Source organism: Acinetobacter sp. YH12241 (assembly GCF_013417535.1).
Classification (GTDB): Bacteria; Pseudomonadota; Gammaproteobacteria; order Pseudomonadales; family Moraxellaceae; genus Acinetobacter.
This window is the reverse complement of record NZ_VPDQ01000034.1, coordinates 1-17,381: the sequence shown is the minus strand read 5'-3', so window position 1 is coordinate 17,381 and position 17,381 is coordinate 1. Positions and strand designations below refer to the sequence as shown.

Annotated in this window: 16 protein-coding genes; 15 read left to right on the top strand and 1 reads right to left on the bottom strand. The window is 45.7% G+C overall.

The annotated features are described in order from the left end of the window. Window positions 1–41: 41 nt before the first annotated feature. Window positions 42–398 carry a hypothetical protein gene (locus FTV18_RS13765; RefSeq protein WP_004785094.1) on the bottom strand — a complete coding sequence of 119 codons (357 nt, stop codon included), beginning with the start codon at window positions 396–398 and terminating at the stop codon, window positions 42–44. 575 nt (window positions 399–973) lie between these two features. Here FTV18_RS13765 and ndhC point away from each other — a divergent pair. The 15 genes from ndhC (at window position 974) to FTV18_RS13690 (ending at window position 17,214) form a co-directional block, all read left to right on the top strand. Beyond that, the gene (gene ndhC / locus FTV18_RS13760; protein WP_004785092.1) at window positions 974–1,519 is read left to right on the top strand and encodes an NADH-quinone oxidoreductase subunit A; all 546 of its coding nucleotides are present in this window, start codon (window positions 974–976) and stop codon (window positions 1,517–1,519) included. Window positions 1,520–1,525: 6 nt separating this feature from the next. Further along, the gene (locus tag FTV18_RS13755; protein WP_004785090.1) at window positions 1,526–2,206 is read left to right on the top strand and encodes an NADH-quinone oxidoreductase subunit B family protein; all 681 of its coding nucleotides are present in this window, start codon (window positions 1,526–1,528) and stop codon (window positions 2,204–2,206) included. A gap of 90 nt (window positions 2,207–2,296) precedes the next feature. Next, window positions 2,297–4,084 carry an NADH-quinone oxidoreductase subunit C/D gene (nuoC, locus tag FTV18_RS13750; RefSeq protein WP_034702039.1) on the top strand — a complete coding sequence of 596 codons (1,788 nt, stop codon included), beginning with the start codon at window positions 2,297–2,299 and terminating at the stop codon, window positions 4,082–4,084. Between the two features lie 14 nt (window positions 4,085–4,098). Beyond that, window positions 4,099–4,608 carry an NADH-quinone oxidoreductase subunit NuoE gene (nuoE, locus tag FTV18_RS13745; RefSeq protein ID WP_004785086.1) on the top strand — a complete coding sequence of 170 codons (510 nt, stop codon included), beginning with the start codon at window positions 4,099–4,101 and terminating at the stop codon, window positions 4,606–4,608. After that, complete coding sequence (gene nuoF, locus FTV18_RS13740) at window positions 4,605–5,936, top strand: NADH-quinone oxidoreductase subunit NuoF (protein WP_004785084.1); 1,332 nt, start codon at window positions 4,605–4,607, stop codon at window positions 5,934–5,936. The genes nuoE and nuoF overlap by 4 nt, the downstream gene beginning before the upstream one ends. A gap of 11 nt (window positions 5,937–5,947) precedes the next feature. After that, window positions 5,948–8,626 (top strand): NADH-quinone oxidoreductase subunit NuoG, encoded by a 2,679-nt coding sequence (gene nuoG, locus FTV18_RS13735; RefSeq protein WP_180018498.1) that lies wholly within the window; start codon window positions 5,948–5,950, stop codon window positions 8,624–8,626. Between the two features lie 3 nt (window positions 8,627–8,629). Then, a complete protein-coding gene (gene nuoH / locus FTV18_RS13730; protein WP_004785081.1) occupies window positions 8,630–9,640 on the top strand; it encodes an NADH-quinone oxidoreductase subunit NuoH in 1,011 nt (336 codons plus the stop codon). An 18-nt stretch (window positions 9,641–9,658) separates the two neighbouring features. Further along, entirely contained in the window at window positions 9,659–10,201 is a 543-nt protein-coding gene (gene nuoI, locus FTV18_RS13725; RefSeq protein WP_004785079.1) for an NADH-quinone oxidoreductase subunit NuoI, read from the top strand. Then, window positions 10,201–10,719, top strand: coding sequence for an NADH-quinone oxidoreductase subunit J (gene nuoJ / locus FTV18_RS13720; RefSeq protein ID WP_180012387.1), 519 nt, complete (start codon window positions 10,201–10,203; stop codon window positions 10,717–10,719). The genes nuoI and nuoJ overlap by 1 nt, the downstream gene beginning before the upstream one ends. Further along, a complete protein-coding gene (gene nuoK, locus FTV18_RS13715; protein WP_004280769.1) occupies window positions 10,719–11,027 on the top strand; it encodes an NADH-quinone oxidoreductase subunit NuoK in 309 nt (102 codons plus the stop codon). Before nuoJ ends, nuoK begins: the two co-directional genes overlap by 1 nt. Beyond that, window positions 11,024–12,913, top strand: coding sequence for an NADH-quinone oxidoreductase subunit L (gene nuoL / locus FTV18_RS13710; RefSeq protein WP_180012381.1), 1,890 nt, complete (start codon window positions 11,024–11,026; stop codon window positions 12,911–12,913). Before nuoK ends, nuoL begins: the two co-directional genes overlap by 4 nt. A 1-nt stretch (window position 12,914) precedes the next feature. Next, a complete protein-coding gene (nuoM, locus tag FTV18_RS13705; RefSeq protein WP_004785072.1) occupies window positions 12,915–14,528 on the top strand; it encodes an NADH-quinone oxidoreductase subunit M in 1,614 nt (537 codons plus the stop codon). Between the two features lie 3 nt (window positions 14,529–14,531). Beyond that, window positions 14,532–16,076 (top strand): NADH-quinone oxidoreductase subunit NuoN, encoded by a 1,545-nt coding sequence (nuoN, locus tag FTV18_RS13700; protein ID WP_004785070.1) that lies wholly within the window; start codon window positions 14,532–14,534, stop codon window positions 16,074–16,076. Between the two features lie 123 nt (window positions 16,077–16,199). Beyond that, window positions 16,200–16,835 (top strand): uracil phosphoribosyltransferase, encoded by a 636-nt coding sequence (gene upp / locus FTV18_RS13695; RefSeq protein ID WP_004785068.1) that lies wholly within the window; start codon window positions 16,200–16,202, stop codon window positions 16,833–16,835. Between the two features lie 85 nt (window positions 16,836–16,920). Further along, entirely contained in the window at window positions 16,921–17,214 is a 294-nt protein-coding gene (locus tag FTV18_RS13690) for a cold shock domain-containing protein (RefSeq protein WP_180012379.1), read from the top strand. The last annotated feature ends 167 nt before the right edge of the window (window positions 17,215–17,381 follow it).

The window sequence follows — 17,381 nt, the reverse complement described above, 5'->3', positions numbered from 1 at the left end:
CGATACATAGGTATCGTTTTTTTATGGCTATTTAAAGGGGATTATTCATGGATGGTAGCATCCGGTTCAATCAGTGGCTTGCCTTCTTTCAGGCTGTTTAAGGCATCAGAATTGAAGTTGATCAGTAGCTTGTTATTTTTAACATCTACCTGATAGCTTTGGATTAGCTTTTGGTCACCAGATAAGGTTTCAAGCTTGTACTCATCGGCAATATTCATAATACCGTCTAGGTTAATGCTGGAAGAGGCATAGTCTGTCTGGAAAAGTTTATGAATATCCCCTAAGTCAAAGATTGCATTGCTGGCATCCTGATGTTTTTGGATATAGCTTTCTACATGTCGCATCAATAATTGAGCAAAGAAAAAATAATCAGGTTTATGGGTAAATCGTAGAGACATGCATGGACTCCTTATTGTTACTTTATAAATGTCATAGTGGGTTTAAAAATAGAAATATCATAATCTGAATCAAACTGTTGGACGTGTTGCAAAAATACACAATTGCTCTTTTAAGGCTTACCGAGAGCGGGCAGAAAAGGGCGACTTCTAATTGAATGACAACATTCATGTTAAACATCTTTTAAAAACACACTGATTTTTTCGAGGCATTATGCAAAGGTGAAATGTTTTTGATTGATTCTTTATAAGTTTCTTTTCATGGGGTGGGTAGCCAGCCACTGTACAAGGAGTGAGGCTTAATTAAGCAGGGCTTTAAAAGTCTATCTGGGTTTAGAAAAAAATAATGGAAATTTAAACTTTAATTTAAAAAAACGATCGGTTGAGATTCTCTGAGCTTAAAGCCAGAATAAAATTAGGAATGTCTAAAAAATCATCCAAAAGACTAAGGCTTATAAGCTAGCAAGTGAAATCCAAAATCAGGTACAATTGGCGGGATTAATTTTGTGTTTGGTGTATTTGAAGGCCAATACATACATTCTTTGTTAATAAATCGGCCTGCCAGGAGTTATCCCCGCATGAGTGCCATTACTCCATACGAATGGGCAATTATTGCCTTCGTGATCGGCGTTACATTTTTATGCGTCTTTATGCTCACTGTCCCATTACTCCTCGGGGGTAAATCATGGGGCCGTGCCAAGCAGGAGCAGTTTGAGTCAGGCGTAGTCAGCGCAGGTGGAGCTCGTATCCGCTTGTCTGCGAAATTCTATTTAGTTGCAATTTTCTTTGTAGTCTTCGACCTCGAAGCACTTTACCTGTATGCATGGGCATCTTCTGTTCGTGAAGTAGGTTGGATTGGTTTTGCAACTGCAGCTATCTTTATTTTGGTTTTACTTGTTGGTTTGGTTTACGAATTATCGACAGGCGCACTGAACTGGGCACCTTCAGACAGACGTAAAGCAGCAGGATACAAAGCTAAAATTGGTTCGCCAAATATGGATCTTGCAGAAATTACGCGCTTCAACTCAGTTGAAGAATTGGTTATGGATCCAACTGGTCAAATCCCAGCTCAATCATCTGGTCTTGTGAAAAAATCACAAGTTCAACCCTCTGATAAGGAGTAACTCGGGATGAAATATACATTAACCCGTGCGAATCCGAATGCTGATGAATATCCACTTCAAGAGCGTATCGTTGTAGAAGATCCGCTTCTAGAAGAAGAAGTGAATAAAAATGTGTTCATGACTCGCCTAGAGGATGTAATGCACACAGCAGTGAACTGGGGTCGTAAGAACTCAGTTTGGCCATTTAACTTTGGTACATCTTGCTGCTACGTTGAATATGCAACGACTTTGACCGGTGTACATGACTTGTCACGTTTTGGTGCCGAAGTTATCCGTGCTTCACCGCGTCAGGCAGACTTGATGATTGTAGCAGGTACATGCTTCGTGAAAATGGCTCCGGTAATTCAACGTCTGTATGAACAGATGCTTGAACCGAAATGGGTGATTTCAATGGGTGCGTGTGCGAACTCAGGTGGTATGTACGATATTTATTCAGTCGTACAAGGTGTGGATAAGATTATTCCGGTAGATGTATACGTTCCGGGCTGCCCACCACGTCCTGAAGCATTGATCCAGGCTTTAATGCTGTTACAAGACCAAATTCAATTAGAGCGTCGTCCGCTGTCTGCGGTAATCGGTGATGATCTTAAGCCAGTGTATAAGCCAAAGATGATGCCGGAACGTGACCGTAAGAAAGACCAGCGTGTGGCTGTGAAGAACTTACGCTCTATGGATGAAATTAAATAATTTAAACGACCGGTTTTTTGTTGTGCACCCGCTATGGGTGTAGTTGTCGTTTAGGTTGACTGAATTTGTATTAAATAGGAAGCCAAGCCAATGGCTGAAACTGACATTGCTATGCCAGAATCAACAGCAGTTGATTCACGCCCAGCATTTGCCATCATTGAAGAGCTCAAAACCAAGTTTGGTGAGAACTTCTTTGTGCAAACAACTTTCGAGGATTTCCCGACAGTTTGGGTTGAGCGCGCACGTGTACAAGAAGTATTGATGTTCTTGCGTACCGTGCCACGTCCATACGTGATGCTATTCGACTTGTCTGCAGTAGATGAGCGTTTACGTACGCACCGTGACGGTTTGCCTGCGTCAGAATTCACAGTGTTCTATCATTTATTATCTTTAGAGCGTAACTGTGACATTCGTATTAAAGTTGCATTAAGCGACAGCGATCTGAATATTCCGACCGCAACGAATATCTGGCCAAATGCGAACTGGTATGAGCGTGAAGCTTATGACATGTTCGGCATCAATTTCGAAGGGCATCCAATGCTCCGTCGTATCTTGTTGCCAACCTACTGGGAAGGTCATCCGCTACGTAAAGAATATTCTGCACGTGCGACTGAATATACTCCGTATATTCAAGACAAAGCCAAGCAGGACTTTGAACAGGAACATCTACGTTTCGTGCCAGAAGACTGGGGTCTGAAGCGCGGTAATGCAGATGAAGATTTCATGTTCCTGAATTTGGGTCCTAACCACCCGTCTGCGCACGGTGCGTTCCGTGTAATTTTGCAGTTGGATGGTGAAGAAGTGAAAGACTGTGTGCCAGATATCGGCTATCACCACCGTGGTGTGGAAAAGATGGCTGAACGTCAAACTTGGCATTCATTCATTCCGTATACTGACCGTGTGGACTATTTGGGTGGTTGTGCTCAAAACATGCCGTATGTGATGGGTGTGGAACAATTGGCAGGCATTACTGTGCCAGACCGCGCACAATGTATCCGTGTCATGATGTCGGAATTGTTCCGTATCAATAACCACTTGCTGTACATCGGTACTGCGATTCAGGATGCCGGCGGTATGACCCCAGTATTCTATATGTTCGCTGACCGTCAGAAAGTGTATGACATCGTGGAAGCGATCACCGGTTACCGTATGCATCCAGCATGGTTCCGTATCGGTGGTACTGCACATGACTTGCCAAATGGTTGGGAAAAACTGGTTCGAGACTTACTCGACTGGATGCCTAAGCGTTTGAATGAATACTACACTGCAGCACTGAAAAACTCTGTATTTGTGGGTCGTACCCGTAATGTGGCTCAGTACGATGCGAAATCTGCATTGGCATGGGGCGTAACAGGTACTGGTCTGCGTGCTACAGGTATCGACTTTGACGTACGTAAATACCGTCCATATAGCGGTTATGAAAATTACGACTTCGAAGTACCGGTTGAGTACGAAGGCGATGCATATGCTCGTGTGATTGTTCACTTCCGTGAAATCGAACAGTCACTGAAAATCATTAAGCAGTGTCTAGAGAATATGCCATCTGGTGCGTACAAAGCGGACCATCCGCTGGCTGTTCCACCACCAAAAGACAAAACATTACAAGATATTGAAACCTTGATTACGCACTTCTTGAGCGTTTCTTGGGGTCCTGTAATGCCTGCAGGTGAATCATCTGTGATGGCAGAAGTGGTGAAAGGTGCGTCGACTTATTATCTGACTTCAGACAAGTCAACCATGAGTTACCGTACCCGTATTCGTACACCAACTTTCACGCATTTACAGCAAATGCCTTCTGTGATTAACGGCAGTCTTGTATCTGACTTAATCATTTATTTAGCGACAATCGACGTCGTAATGGCTGACGTGGATCGCTAAGGGGTAAACGCATTATGATGATTTTGACTGATAAAAAGCCACGTGTGAATGTTGAAGGGATTTTAACTTCGGAAGAAATCCACGAAATTGAACATCACATTGGGCATTACCCTTACCCACGTGCAGCGTGTCTTGATGCGCTGAAGTGTGTACAACGCCGTAATGGCTGGGTAGACGATGCTCAAATGAATGCCATCGCGCAAATGCTCAGCATGAGCCTTGCCGATTTGGAAGGGGTTGCAACGTTCTATAACCGTATTTACCGTCAGCCAGTGGGTCGTCACGTAATTTTACTGTGTGACTCAATTGCATGTTTCTTGATGGGTGCGGAGACTTTAGCAGAAGCATTCCAGCGTGAATTGGGTATCCAGTTCGGCCAAACCACAGCGGATGGCCGTTTTACCTTGCTTCCAATTTGCTGCCTAGGTAACTGTGATAAAGGTCCAACCCTCATGATTGATGAAGATACTCACGGTCTCGTGGAAGTAACATCAATTAAACAGTTATTGGAGAAGTATGTATGAATACCGAACCAAAACCAATTTATGGCGACGGTAACCCGGAAACGCATCCACTGACTTGGCGTCTAAGCAAACAAGCAAATGTCCGTCATGTCGATGACTATGAAGCGCTTGAAGGCTATGCAGGCTTTAAAAAAGCCCTGTCTATGACACCGAAAGAAGTGCTGGAAGTTGTAAAGGCTGCAACCGTAAAAGGTCGTGGTGGTGCAGGCTTCCCGGCAGGGATCAAATGGTCGCTGATGGCGCCAAATGACAATTCAGGTCCACGTTACCTGATTTGTAATGCCGATGAGATGGAACCAGGTACCTTCAAAGACCGTCTGTTGATGGAAGATCTTCCGCATCAGCTGATCGAAGGTATGCTGATTGCAGCTTATACCCTTGAAGCAACTCAAGGTTATATCTTCATCCGTGGTGAATACATCGAAGCGGCGAAGTACCTGAACGAAGCACTTGAGCAGGTTCGTGCCAAAGGTTACCTGGGTGACAACATCCTGGATTCTGGCTGGAGCTTCGAGTTACACGTGCATACCGGTGCGGGTCGTTATATCTGTGGTGAAGAAACTGCATTGATTAACTCGCTTGAAGGTCGCCGTGCAAACCCGCGTACCAAACCGCCATTCCCGCAGGTTGCAGGTGCTTGGGGTCGTCCTACGATCGTGAACAACGTAGAGACCTACAACAACTTGCCAGCCATCATGTTGCGTGGTCCAGAATGGTACATCGGTCTGTCTGCAGGTAAATCGAAAGATCCTGGCACAAAAATTTATGGTGCTTCAGGTAAGGTGAAATTCCCAGGTCTATGGGAACTGCCATTCGGTACCACTGCACGTGAAGTGATTGAAGAACATGCCGGTGGTATGCGTGACGGCCTGAAGCTGAAAGCATGGTTACCCGGTGGTGCATCAACTGACTTCCTGGCTGCCGAGCATATCGATCTTCCGATGGATGCGGAAAGCATCATGAAAGCAGGTTCACGTTTAGGTACCTGTCTATTGATGGTGGTTGATGAAACTCAATGTATGGTTTCAGCAACCCGTAACCTCGAAGAATTCTTTGCGCGTGAATCATGTGGCTGGTGTACACCTTGCCGTGATGGCTTACCTTGGGCGGTGAAAGCGCTTAAAGCACTTGAAGATGGTACTGGCAAGAAAGAAGATATCGATCACTTACAAGAACTGACTCGTAAGCTTTGGATTGGTAAAACTTTCTGTGCTCACGCACCAGGTGCTATGGAACCGTTAATGGGCGCACTCAAACATTTCCGTGGCGAATTTGAAGCCAAAGTCGTAAATGCTGCCGCTCAAACCCGCAACGTAGAACAAGCTTAAGGAATTCGACTATGGCTACAATTCATGTCGATGGAAAATCGTATGAAGTCAACGGCTCGGAAAACTTGCTGCAAGCATGTTTGAGTCTTGGCATCGACATCCCATACTTTTGTTGGCATCCATCCTTAGGTTCTGTCGGTTCTTGCCGTCAATGTGCTGTGACTCAATACGCGAATCCAGAAGATACGCGTGGTCGTTTGGTCATGTCATGTATGACACCGGCTGCTGACAATACCTACATCTCGATTGAAGACAAAGAAGCAAAAGATTTCCGTGCTTCTGTTGTTGAATTCTTGATGACCAATCACCCGCACGACTGTCCAGTCTGTGAAGAGGGTGGCCACTGTCACCTGCAAGATATGACTGTGATGACACAACATGACCGTCGTCGTTACCGGTTCATCAAGCGTACGCATTACAACCAAGAACTTGGTTCGTTCATTGCGCACGAGATGAACCGTTGTATCGCATGTTACCGTTGTGTTCGTTATTACAAAGACTATGCGGGCGGTACGGATTTCGGCGTATATGCAAACGCTTCTCGCGTTTATTTCGGTCGTCCGGAATCAGGTACTTTGGAATCTGAATTCTCAGGTAACCTGACTGAAGTTTGTCCGACTGGTGTATTCACCGATAAGACTCACTCAGAACGCTATAACCGTAAATGGGACATGCAGTACGCACCAAGCGTATGTCATGGCTGTTCTTCAGGTTGTAACATCTCTCCAGGTGAGCGTTATGGTGAGCTTCGTCGCGTTGAAAACCGTTTCAACGGTGAAGTTAACCAATACTTCCTGTGCGATAAAGGCCGTTTCGGTACCGGTTATGTAAACCGTAAAGACCGTCCGCGTCAGCCACAGTTCCGTACTGGCACGAATGTAGAAACTGTTTCTGTTGATACAGCATTGGATACCGTAATTGCGAAAATCCAAGGCAAAAAAGTACTGGGGATCGGTTCACCACGTGCATCGCTTGAAGCTAACTTCGCACTACGTGAGTTAGTTGGTCAAGACAATTACTCAACCGGTATGGCTCAAAAAGAGCAAAATTTGGTTGAGCTGGCTGCATCGATCATGCAAACCGAAGGTGTTTATAACCCGAACATGCGTGAAATCGAAAGCTATGATGCGGTACTCATTCTGGGTGAAGATCTGACTCAAACTGCGCCACGTATGGCTTTATCTGTTCGCCAAGCTGCGAAAAATAAAGGCAAGGAAATGGCTGCAGAGCGCCGTACCCAAGAATGGCTGGCTGAACCTGTACAACGTATTGCCCAAGATGCGAAATCTCCGATTTACATTCTGGCTGCAACACAAACACGTTTGTCTGACGTTGCGGAAGGTGAAGTGGTTGCTTCTCCAAATGACATCGCACGTTTAGGCTTCGCGATTGCTGCGGGTGTGAAAGGTGAAGTCATCACTGGTCTTGATGACGATGCGAAAGCATTTGCACAAACCATTGCAGATACGCTGAAAGCTGCCAAGAAACCACTGATCATCTCTGGTACAAGTCTACAAGACGCAACCATCATGGAAGCTGCTGCACAAGTAGCACAAAACCTGGGTAATGCGGGCTTGACCTTGACTGTTCCTGAAGTGAACTCAATGGGGCTGGCAATCTTCGGTGGTCAAAGCCTTGAGCAAGCATTTGCACAAGACTATGACACTGTCCTAATTGTAGAAAACGATCTTTACCGTCGTTTACCAGCGGCTCAGGTTGATGCTGCGCTTGCAGGCAAACAGGTGATCGTATTGGATCACTCTGAAACTGCGACTGTGAAGAAAGCGAACATCGTATTGTCTGCTGCCTCATTTGCTGAAGGTGATGGTACTGTCGTTTCTCAAGAAGGCCGTGCACAACGTTTCTATCAAGTGTATGACCCTAACTACTACAACCCGGAACTGGCAATCAAAGAATCTTGGCGCTGGTTACACGCACTGGAAACAGGCGTACAAGGCAAAGCGATTTCTTGGACAGTACTGGATGATGTCATCGAGTCAGTAGCAAGCAATGTTCCTGCACTTGAAGGTATTCTGGATGTAGCACCAGATGCGGGCTTCCGTGTACATGGTCTGAAAGTGGCACGTGAACCACGTCGTTACTCAGGCCGTACTTCGATGCGTGCGCCATTGTCTGTCCACGAGCCGAAACAGCCAACCGATATCGATTCTGCATTAACATTCTCTATGGAAGGTTATGTGGGTAATGAAACACCATCTCCACTGATTCCATTTGCCTGGTCTGCAGGCTGGAACTCACCACAAGCCTGGAACAAATACCAGGATGAAGTGGGCGGTCACTTAAAAGGCGGTGATTCAGGCGTTCGTTTATTCGACCGTTTACCAAAGCGTCCAGCGCGTAGCTTCGTCGCACCAGCACCTGTGCTCGTAAATGCTGAAAGCTTCCGTCTGGTACCAATGCATCACATTTTTGCATCTGGTGAGTTCATGATCAAAACTCCGGCAATGGAATCACGTATTCCTGACGCAGTATTTGCAGTGGGCGAACAGGATGCTACACGCTTGAACCTGCAAGACGGTCAGAAGATCACTGTGAAAGCAGGCGAGACTTCAATTGTTCTTCCTGTACAAGTGATTGAATACTTACCAACAGGTTATATTGGCTACCCAATTGGTCTTGCACCAACGGTATCTCTTGCAGAGCCTGTTTCAGTCGCGGTAGGAGCGTAATTCATGGAACAAGAATTAATCCGTCAAACGCCGTTGTGGGCTGAAAACTGGCCAATCGCCTATTCAGTACTTCAAGCGATCGTGATCTTACTGGTTGTAGTACTGATCGCTGCGTTGATGTCTTTTATTGAACGTCGTTTACTCGGCTTGTGGCAAGACCGTTACGGTCCGAACCGTGTAGGTCCGGGCGGTATGTTCCAGATTGTTGCCGACATGCTGAAAATCATGTTCAAGGAAGACTGGACACCAAAATTTGCTGATAAATTGACTTTCCGTATGGCTCCAGCAGTTGCGATGGCAACTGCGGTGCTGTCGTTCATGGTTATTCCTGTATCACCTTACTTAGGTGTTGCAGACATGAGTATCGGTCTGTTGTTCTTCATGGCAATGGCAGGTATTGCGGTATATGCAGTACTGTTTGGTGGTTGGTCTTCTAACAACAAATACGCATTGCTTGGTGGTCTACGTTCAGCAGCACAAACCATTTCTTATGAAGTGTTCTTGGGTATTTCCCTGATGGGTGTAGTGGCAATTGCCGGTTCATTCAACATGCGTGAGATCGTAGAAGCACAGAAAGATGTATGGTTTATTATTCCTCAGTTCTTAGGCTTCCTGATCTTCGTGGTTGCAGGTGTTGCGGTAACTCACCGTCACCCATTTGACCAACCAGAAGCGGAACAGGAACTGGCGGAAGGTTACCACGTAGAATATGGCGGTATGAAATGGGGGATGTTCTTCGTTGCGGAATACGTAAACGTAGTACTGATCTCTGCATTGATCGTAACCCTGTTCTTCGGTGGCTGGTTAGCACCATTTGGTCTTGATTTCCTTCCACCAGCATTCTGGTTCATTATTAAAACAGCATTCTTCGTAATGATGTTTGTATTGGCGCGTGGTTCTTTAATGCGTCCACGTTATGACCAGGTGATGAACTTTGGTTGGAAAATTTGCTTGCCATTGGCGTTGGTTAACCTTTTGGTGACTGGTGCTGTGATTCTGTTGAATCAGGCCTAAGACAGCAGGGAGAACAAAATGTTTAAATTTCTAGCTGGATTCGGGTCAATCGTTCGTACGTTGTTCATGGTATTTACCCATGCAACGCGCAAACGTGACACCATTTTATATCCGGAAGTGCCAGCCGAAGAAATCGTGCCACCACGTTTCCGTGGTCGTATCGTATTAACGCGTGACCCAGATGGCGAAGAGCGTTGTGTGGCATGTAACCTGTGTGCGGTTGCATGTCCGGTAGGCTGTATTTCACTACAAAAAGCAGAACGTGAAGATGGTCGTTGGTATCCGGAATTTTTCCGTATCAACTTCTCTCGCTGTATTTTCTGCGGTATGTGTGAAGAAGCATGTCCTACGACTGCGATTCAGATGACACCAGATTTCGAATTGGGCGAATATGTTCGTCAAGACTTAGTCTACGAAAAAGAACACTTACTGATTTCTGGTCCTGGTAAATATCCTGACTATAACTTCTACCGTGTCACCGGTATGGCAGTTGCTGGTAAGGACAAAGGTCAGGCACAGCGTGAAAGTGCGCCTGTTGATGTACGGAGTCTATTACCATGATGTGGCCATTTTATTTAATGGCCCTTGTGGCCATCGTCTCTACGGTTCGTGTGGTAACTAACACGAACCCGGTACATGCTTTATTAAGCCTGATCGTTTCACTCCTTGCTGTAGCAGGGCTGTTCCTGATCGTGGGTGCACCATTTGCGGGTGCGCTTGAAGTCATCGTTTATGCTGGCGCGATCATGGTGTTATTCGTGTTCGTGGTAATGATGCTGAACTTGGGCGAACAGACTGTTGCTCAGGAACGCAAATGGTTGACTTCATCAGCTTGGGCTTATCCGGCATTGATGAGCTTCCTGATTGGTCTGATGCTGGTTTGGGTACTTAAATCAGATTACGTGCAGCCTTCAATGGTGATGGGCACAGAAATGGTCGGTCCTAAAGCGGTAGGTCAATCACTCTTTACGCAATACTTATTGTTGGTAGAAGTTGCCGCGATGTTATTGCTTGCATCACTTGTTGCAGCATTCCATTTGGGTAAACGTGAACCAGGTGCAGAAGAGGAACAACAATAATGGGCAACATCCCTTTAGAGCATGGTTTGATCGTTGCATCCATTCTTTTTGCACTGGGTTTTTACGGTGTAATGGTGCGACGCAACCTGCTATTCATTTTAATGAGCCTTGAAATCATGATGAATGCTGCTGCTTTGGCGTTCGTCCTGGCGGGCAGTGCATGGGCACAGCCTGATGGTCAAATCATGTTTATTCTGATTCTGACCCTTGCTGCGGCAGAGGCGTGTATCGGTCTTGCGATCGTCCTTCAGTTCTATCATCGCTTCCATCATCTGGATGTGGATGCTGCTAGTGAGATGCGCGGATGAGTTATTTATATCTAACAATTTTATTCCCGCTCATTGGCTTCGTCCTTTTAGCGGCAGGGCGTCATAAGCTTCCTGAAACAGTTGCAGCCATTATTGGTGTAGGGGCTGTGGGGTTATCGGCATTGTTCGCACTCATTGCGGGTATGGACTTTGTCAACAATGGTTCTACCGCGGTGGTGCAACCTCTTTGGACCTGGTTCAATGTCGGTGGTTTTGCACCGGGCATCAGCCTGCACCTGGACGGTTTGTCTCTGTTGATGCTGGGCATGGTGACAGGCGTTGGTTTCCTGATCCATATCTTTGCATCATGGTACATGCGCGGTGAACAAGACTTCGCACGTTTCTTCTCTTACTTCAACCTGTTCGTTGCAAGCATGTTATTGCTGGTACTGGGTGACAACCTGGCGTTGTTATTCCTGGGTTGGGAAGGTGTAGGTCTGTGTTCTTATCTGCTGATTGGTTATTACTACCAAAACCCTGCAAACGGTGTGGCAGCGATCAAGGCATTTACCGTTACCCGTATTGGTGACGTATTCCTGCTGATTGCCATGTTCTTGCTGTTCCAGCAATTCGGTACGCTAAATACTCAGTACATCGTAGAAAATGCTGCGGCTGTGATGACTCAAAGCTCATCATTGACCATCTGGACTGCGTTAATGCTGTTCTTGGGTGCTGCTGGTAAATCTGCACAGATTCCACTGCAAACCTGGTTGGCAGATGCGATGGCAGGTCCGACTCCTGTTTCTGCATTGATCCACGCTGCAACAATGGTAACAGCAGGTGTTTACCTGTGCTGCCGTCTGTTCACAGTATTTGAACTTGCACCTGAAGTGATGATGTTCATCTCAATTACTGGTGCGGTGACATTGCTGGTGGCTGGTTTTGCTGCATTGGTACAAACAGACATCAAACGTATTCTGGCTTACTCAACTATGAGTCAGTTGGGCTACATGTTTATGGCTGTAGGTGCTGAAGCATACCAGGCGGGTCTGTTCCATATGCTGACTCACGCATTCTTCAAGGCATTATTATTCTTGTCTTCTGGTGCAGTGATTCTGGCTTACCACCACGAACAAAATATCTTCAAGATGGGCGGTCTGTTCTACAAGAACAAATTCCTGTTTGCATGTTTCGCCATTGGTGGCGGTGCATTGGCTGCAATTCCATTCATCACTGTGGGCTTCTTCTCAAAAGATGCAATCCTGGGTGCGGTTTGGGTACAAGGCCAATCAATCGCAGTTTACAGCACACTTTACTGGGTGGGTGTAATCGGTGCGTTCCTGACTTCGATCTATACATTCCGTCTGATCTGGGTGGTATTCTTCGGTAAAGAAAACACACCTTACCATGCAATCAAGGGTGTAACTTACTGGGGTCCATTGGCAATTCTTGCAGTACTTTCAACTTTCGTGGGTGCAGCATTAAAAGCGCCTGTGGAAAGTATTTTGAATGCGGCTAAACTTCCTGCATTTGAAATTCCGGAAGCACTTGAACATGGCATGCATACTGCAGAATACACAGCAGTAGGTATTGCACTGGTAGGTCTTGCAATTGGCGTGGTGCTGTTTGCTTTTGCTTACAACGCTGTGAAATCTTTTGCGAAAACTTCTCTGGGTGCGGGCCTTGCCAACATCTGCCGTAATGCACTTGGTTTCGACAAGCTGTATGACATCGTTTTTGTGAAGCCTTATTTGTTCTTCGCGAAACTGTTCGGCCGTGATCCGATTGATGGCTTCTGGCTGGTGCTGCCTGCACTGGTTAAAGGTGGTCATAGCTTTACCAGTTCACGTCAAACAGGTTCACTGCGTGAATATGCATCTAGTATGGGGCTCGGTGTCGTTGTCCTACTGATGATCTTGCTCGTGATTCAGGTAGTGGGGAAATAAAATGGAAGCTCCAAACAATATTATTTTGCCGGCTCTGATCCTCATTCCGTTCATTGCAGGTTTTATTTGCTGGTTGGTCGATAAACTCGACCAACACCTTCCGCGTTATATCGCGCTGATTGGTATGTTAGTGACGCTGGTCTTGACCATCGTCCTTTGGCAGTCGGGTACTTATAACTATGAACTTGGCGGTGCGGCTCCTACGTGGGCAGCCGAGTTTAAATTGCCTTGGATTCAAACCCTGGGCATTAACATTCACCTTGCGGTGGATGGTTTATCTTTACTGATGGTTGGCTTGACTGCACTCCTTGGTGTGCTGGCAGTAGGCTGTTCGTGGGGTGAGATTCAGAAAAACGTTGGTTTCTTCCACTTGAACCTTTTATGGTCTCTGGGTGGTGTAATCGGTGTATTCCTGGCGATTGACCTGTTCCTGTTCTTCTTCTTCTGGGAGATGATGCTGGTGCCGATCTACTTCCTGATCGCACTTTGGGGTCATAAAGGGGCAGAAGGCAAGTCACGTGTATATGCTGCAACCAAGTTCTTCATTTACACACAGGTAGCTGGTTTAGTCATGCTGATTGGTATCCTTGGTCTGGTGACTGTAGGCTACACCATGACTGGTCAAATCCGTTTCGACTACAACTACCTGATGGGTGTAGCGAACATGCTGGATACACAAGCACCAGCAGTGGCTTATGCATTCATGATCTGTCTATTTATCGGTTTTGCGGTAAAACTTCCAGTTTTCCCATTACACGGCTGGTTACCAGATGCGCATGCACAAGCACCAACAGCGGGTTCTGTTGACCTTGCAGGTATCTTGATTAAGACAGCTGCTTATGGTCTGATCCGTTTCGTGATTCCATTCTTCCCGGCGGCTTCTGCACAGTTTGCAGACATCGCGATCATTTTCGGTTTAATCGGTATCTTCTACGGTGCTTGGTGTGCTTTCCAGCAAACCGATATGAAACGTTTATTGGCGTATACGTCTATTTCACACATGGGCTTCGTTTTACTTGCAATTTATGCAGGTAACATCCTGACCTTCCAAGGTCTGATGATCATGATGCTGGCTCACGGTCTGTCATCTGCAGCGCTGTTCATTATGTGTGGTCAGGTGTACGAACGTGTTCATACACGTGATATGCGTTTGATGGGTGGTATTCGTGGTCAGTTCCCATACCTTGCATTCTTCCTGATGTTCTTCATCGCGGCGCTTGTCGGTATTCCAGGTCTAGGTAACTTCATTGGTGAGTTCCTGATCCTGATGGGTTCATTCGGTAAATTCCCTGCATTCACAATCCTCGCTGCAATCAGCCTGGTATTTGCGGGTCTGTACGGTTTGATTCTGATCCATAAAGCGTTGTTTGGTGTTCCAAACGAAGAGCAAAAACAACACTACACAAATCCGTTAAAAGATTTAAATGCACGTGAAGTGGTAATTTTGCTGATCTGTGCATTTGGTCTAGCATGGCTTGGTCTATACCCACAAAGCTTCCTTGACGTTTCTAACTCAAGCATGGCGTGGTTAGCGAATAGCTACATTCCTGTGTCTGAAGCAGCTGATGCTGTGCAGCAAGCTGCCGTTTCAGCTGAAAATGTGGAGATCCAATAAGCCATGAACTTCACAATGTCTTTTTCTGAGCTTATGCCTCTAGCACCTGTGATGATCGTGTCATTGACTGCGATCGTCGTGATGTTGCTTACTGCAATTAAGCGTAACCATAACTTAGTTGCGACTACGACAGTCATTGGTCTAAACCTGGCGGCGTTGTACATTCTGTTCGTTCTGTTAGCGGGTCAATTTGCACCTGCCAATGTAATGAATCTGTTCCTCGTAGATCCGTTTACGATGCTGTATCAGTTTGTGATTATTGTGGCTGCACTGGCGTGCAGTACCTTGTCACATGCTTATATTGAAACCTATAAAGATAACCGTGAAGAACTATACATCCTGATGCTGACCTCCGTTGCCGGTGCGATGCTGATGGTGGCAAGTTCTCACTATGCATCTTTCTTCATTAGCCTTGAGCTCATGTCGATCCCTGTATACGGCTTATTGGCGTATACACATCAGCGTTCTCAATCGCTTGAAGCAGGTGTGAAATATCTGGTGCTTTCAGCAACTGCATCTGCAATGTTGTTGATGGGTATGGCATATGTTTATGCATATACAGGTTCTCTAAGCTTTGTCGCTGAACCAGGCAAACTATTAACTGCATTCAGTCAACCTGCTGTAGTAATTGGTCTGGCACTGATCGTATTCGCTGTGGGCTTTAAACTGTCACTGGCTCCATTCCACAAATGGACACCAGACGTATACGCAGGTGCTCCAGCACCAGTTGCAACTTTCCTTGCAACTGTGTCTAAAGTGGCAATGCTGGGTCTGTTCGTACGTTATGTATTGTCTTCTGGCTTAATCCTGTCAGATAGCTTCGTAACTATCATCAGCGTGATTGCAGTACTTTCCATCATTGTAGGTAACTTGCTTGCAGTGAAACAGGTGAACTTGAAACGTATCTTGGCATACTCTTCAATTGCTCACTTCGGTTATGTACTGGTTGCGATCGTATCTGCACGTAATACTGACTTTTTACAGGTTCAAGGTTTCGCGACTTTTGAAAGTGTAAACGTCTATATCATCACGTATGTATTGACTACGATTGGTGCTTTCGGTGTGGTAACGCTGATGTCTAGTCCGTATAACAATACAGATGAAGCAGGTAGCCTGGCGGAGTACCGCGGTCTGTTCTGGCGCCGTCCAGTATTGACTGCTGTATTAACTGTGATGATGCTGTCTCTAGCAGGTATTCCATTAACAGCGGGCTTCATCGGTAAGTTCCTGGTAGTGAAAACTGCGGTAGCAGGTGAGTCTTGGTTCCTTGCTGCGATGGTCATCCTGGGTTCAGGTATTGGTCTGTACTACTACCTGCGTGTGATGGTTGTCATGTATATGACTCCACCAGAAACACCACGTCTTGATGCTGTAAATCACTGGGGACAAAAAGTCGGCGGTATCATGGTATTGCTTGTCGCATTACTGGTACTGGTGATCGGTGTTTATCCAGATCCGATCATTGCGCTGTCTCGCTATGCATTCTTCGCAATGTCGCCTGAATTACAACAGTTTATTTTCACTTTGGTTCAAAGTGGTTTTAACTAATTCAGCGCAAGTTTGAAGTTATTACAAAAAAGCCTCCACGATTGGGGGCTTTTTTAGTTAAACAAATCCGGAAAAGTCTTTATAATAGCGGAAATTTATCTTTAACCTTCTAGGTGTTCTCCCGTGGCAATCCATGAAATCCGTCATCCATTAATTCGACATAAACTCGGTTTACTGCGTCGTGCTGACATTAGTACCAAGAACTTCCGTGAGCTAGCTCAGGAAGTGACTATGCTTTTGACTTATGAAGCGACCAAGGATCTTCCTGTCGTTGAGCATGAGATTGACGGCTGGAACGGACCGGTAACTGTAGACCGTATTGCAGGTAAGAAAATTACTGTTGTGCCAATTCTACGTGCGGGCATTGGTATGCTGGATGGTTTCCTGAATCTGATTCCAAGTGCCAAAGTCTCTGTACTGGGTCTGGAACGTGATGAAGAAACCCTACAGGCACGTACTTACTATAAAAAACTGGTTCCAGACGTACAAAACCGTCTTGCGATGATCATTGATCCAATGCTGGCGACTGGTTCTTCTCTGGTTGCTGCGATTGACGTATTGAAAGCCAGCGGCTGTAAAGATATTCGTGTGATGGTATTGGTCGCAGCCCCTGAAGGCATTAAACGTGTTGAAGAAGCTCATCCAGATGTGGTGATTTTCACTGCGGCGATTGACCATGGCTTGAATGAAAATGGTTACATCGTTCCAGGTTTGGGCGATGCGGGTGACAAGATTTTTGGTTCAGTTCAAAAAGACTAATATTTTTGAAAGTGAACAGAAAAGGGGCTTTTACAGCCTCTTTTTTATATACTGAATACTGACAGATACAGAGAAGGGGACGTTTATGGCTTCCGAGCAATACCAAGGAAAAGTAAAACAGTACAATCCAGAAAAAGGATTTGGTTTTATTTCTTCACCTGAAGGTGAGGTATTCTTTCATATCTCGGATTTCCCCGCCGATTCAGGTGAACCGAAGCGCAATGACCGGGTAAAATTCAATGTGGTCCAGAATGGGGATCGCTATAAAGCCATTAAAATTGAACGTGTAGAAGATAAATCGAAGAAAGCCAAAAAAGCCAAAGCGGTAGCAGTCAATACTTCGATTACATCAGCACTATTGTCGAATTTAAAGCGTTAATATTTGCTTGGAAAATTCATTTAAAAGAGGGCCTTAGGGCCACTGCTGTCCCATAGTTTGCTTTAAATAAAAAAACCTGAGTCCTAACAGTTAAAATATGAGTGCAAACAAACACTTTAACGACCAGGATTCAGGTTTTGTCCCATCAGAATACCGTATTTCATGAG

Bases quoted from the DNA above. Each gene is read 5' to 3' on its own strand.
- FTV18_RS13765 (WP_004785094.1), bottom strand. From the start codon at position 398: ATGTCTCTACGATTTACCCATAAACCTGATTATTTTTTCTTTGCTCAA.
- ndhC (WP_004785092.1), top strand. From the start codon at position 974: ATGAGTGCCATTACTCCATACGAATGGGCAATTATTGCCTTCGTGATC.
- FTV18_RS13755 (WP_004785090.1), top strand. From the start codon at position 1,526: ATGAAATATACATTAACCCGTGCGAATCCGAATGCTGATGAATATCCA.
- nuoC (WP_034702039.1), top strand. From the start codon at position 2,297: ATGGCTGAAACTGACATTGCTATGCCAGAATCAACAGCAGTTGATTCA.
- nuoE (WP_004785086.1), top strand. From the start codon at position 4,099: ATGATGATTTTGACTGATAAAAAGCCACGTGTGAATGTTGAAGGGATT.
- nuoF (WP_004785084.1), top strand. From the start codon at position 4,605: ATGAATACCGAACCAAAACCAATTTATGGCGACGGTAACCCGGAAACG.
- nuoG (WP_180018498.1), top strand. From the start codon at position 5,948: ATGGCTACAATTCATGTCGATGGAAAATCGTATGAAGTCAACGGCTCG.
- nuoH (WP_004785081.1), top strand. From the start codon at position 8,630: ATGGAACAAGAATTAATCCGTCAAACGCCGTTGTGGGCTGAAAACTGG.
- nuoI (WP_004785079.1), top strand. From the start codon at position 9,659: ATGTTTAAATTTCTAGCTGGATTCGGGTCAATCGTTCGTACGTTGTTC.
- nuoJ (WP_180012387.1), top strand. From the start codon at position 10,201: ATGTGGCCATTTTATTTAATGGCCCTTGTGGCCATCGTCTCTACGGTT.
- nuoK (WP_004280769.1), top strand. From the start codon at position 10,719: ATGGGCAACATCCCTTTAGAGCATGGTTTGATCGTTGCATCCATTCTT.
- nuoL (WP_180012381.1), top strand. From the start codon at position 11,024: ATGAGTTATTTATATCTAACAATTTTATTCCCGCTCATTGGCTTCGTC.
- nuoM (WP_004785072.1), top strand. From the start codon at position 12,915: ATGGAAGCTCCAAACAATATTATTTTGCCGGCTCTGATCCTCATTCCG.
- nuoN (WP_004785070.1), top strand. From the start codon at position 14,532: ATGAACTTCACAATGTCTTTTTCTGAGCTTATGCCTCTAGCACCTGTG.
- FTV18_RS13690 (WP_180012379.1), top strand. From the start codon at position 16,921: ATGGCTTCCGAGCAATACCAAGGAAAAGTAAAACAGTACAATCCAGAA.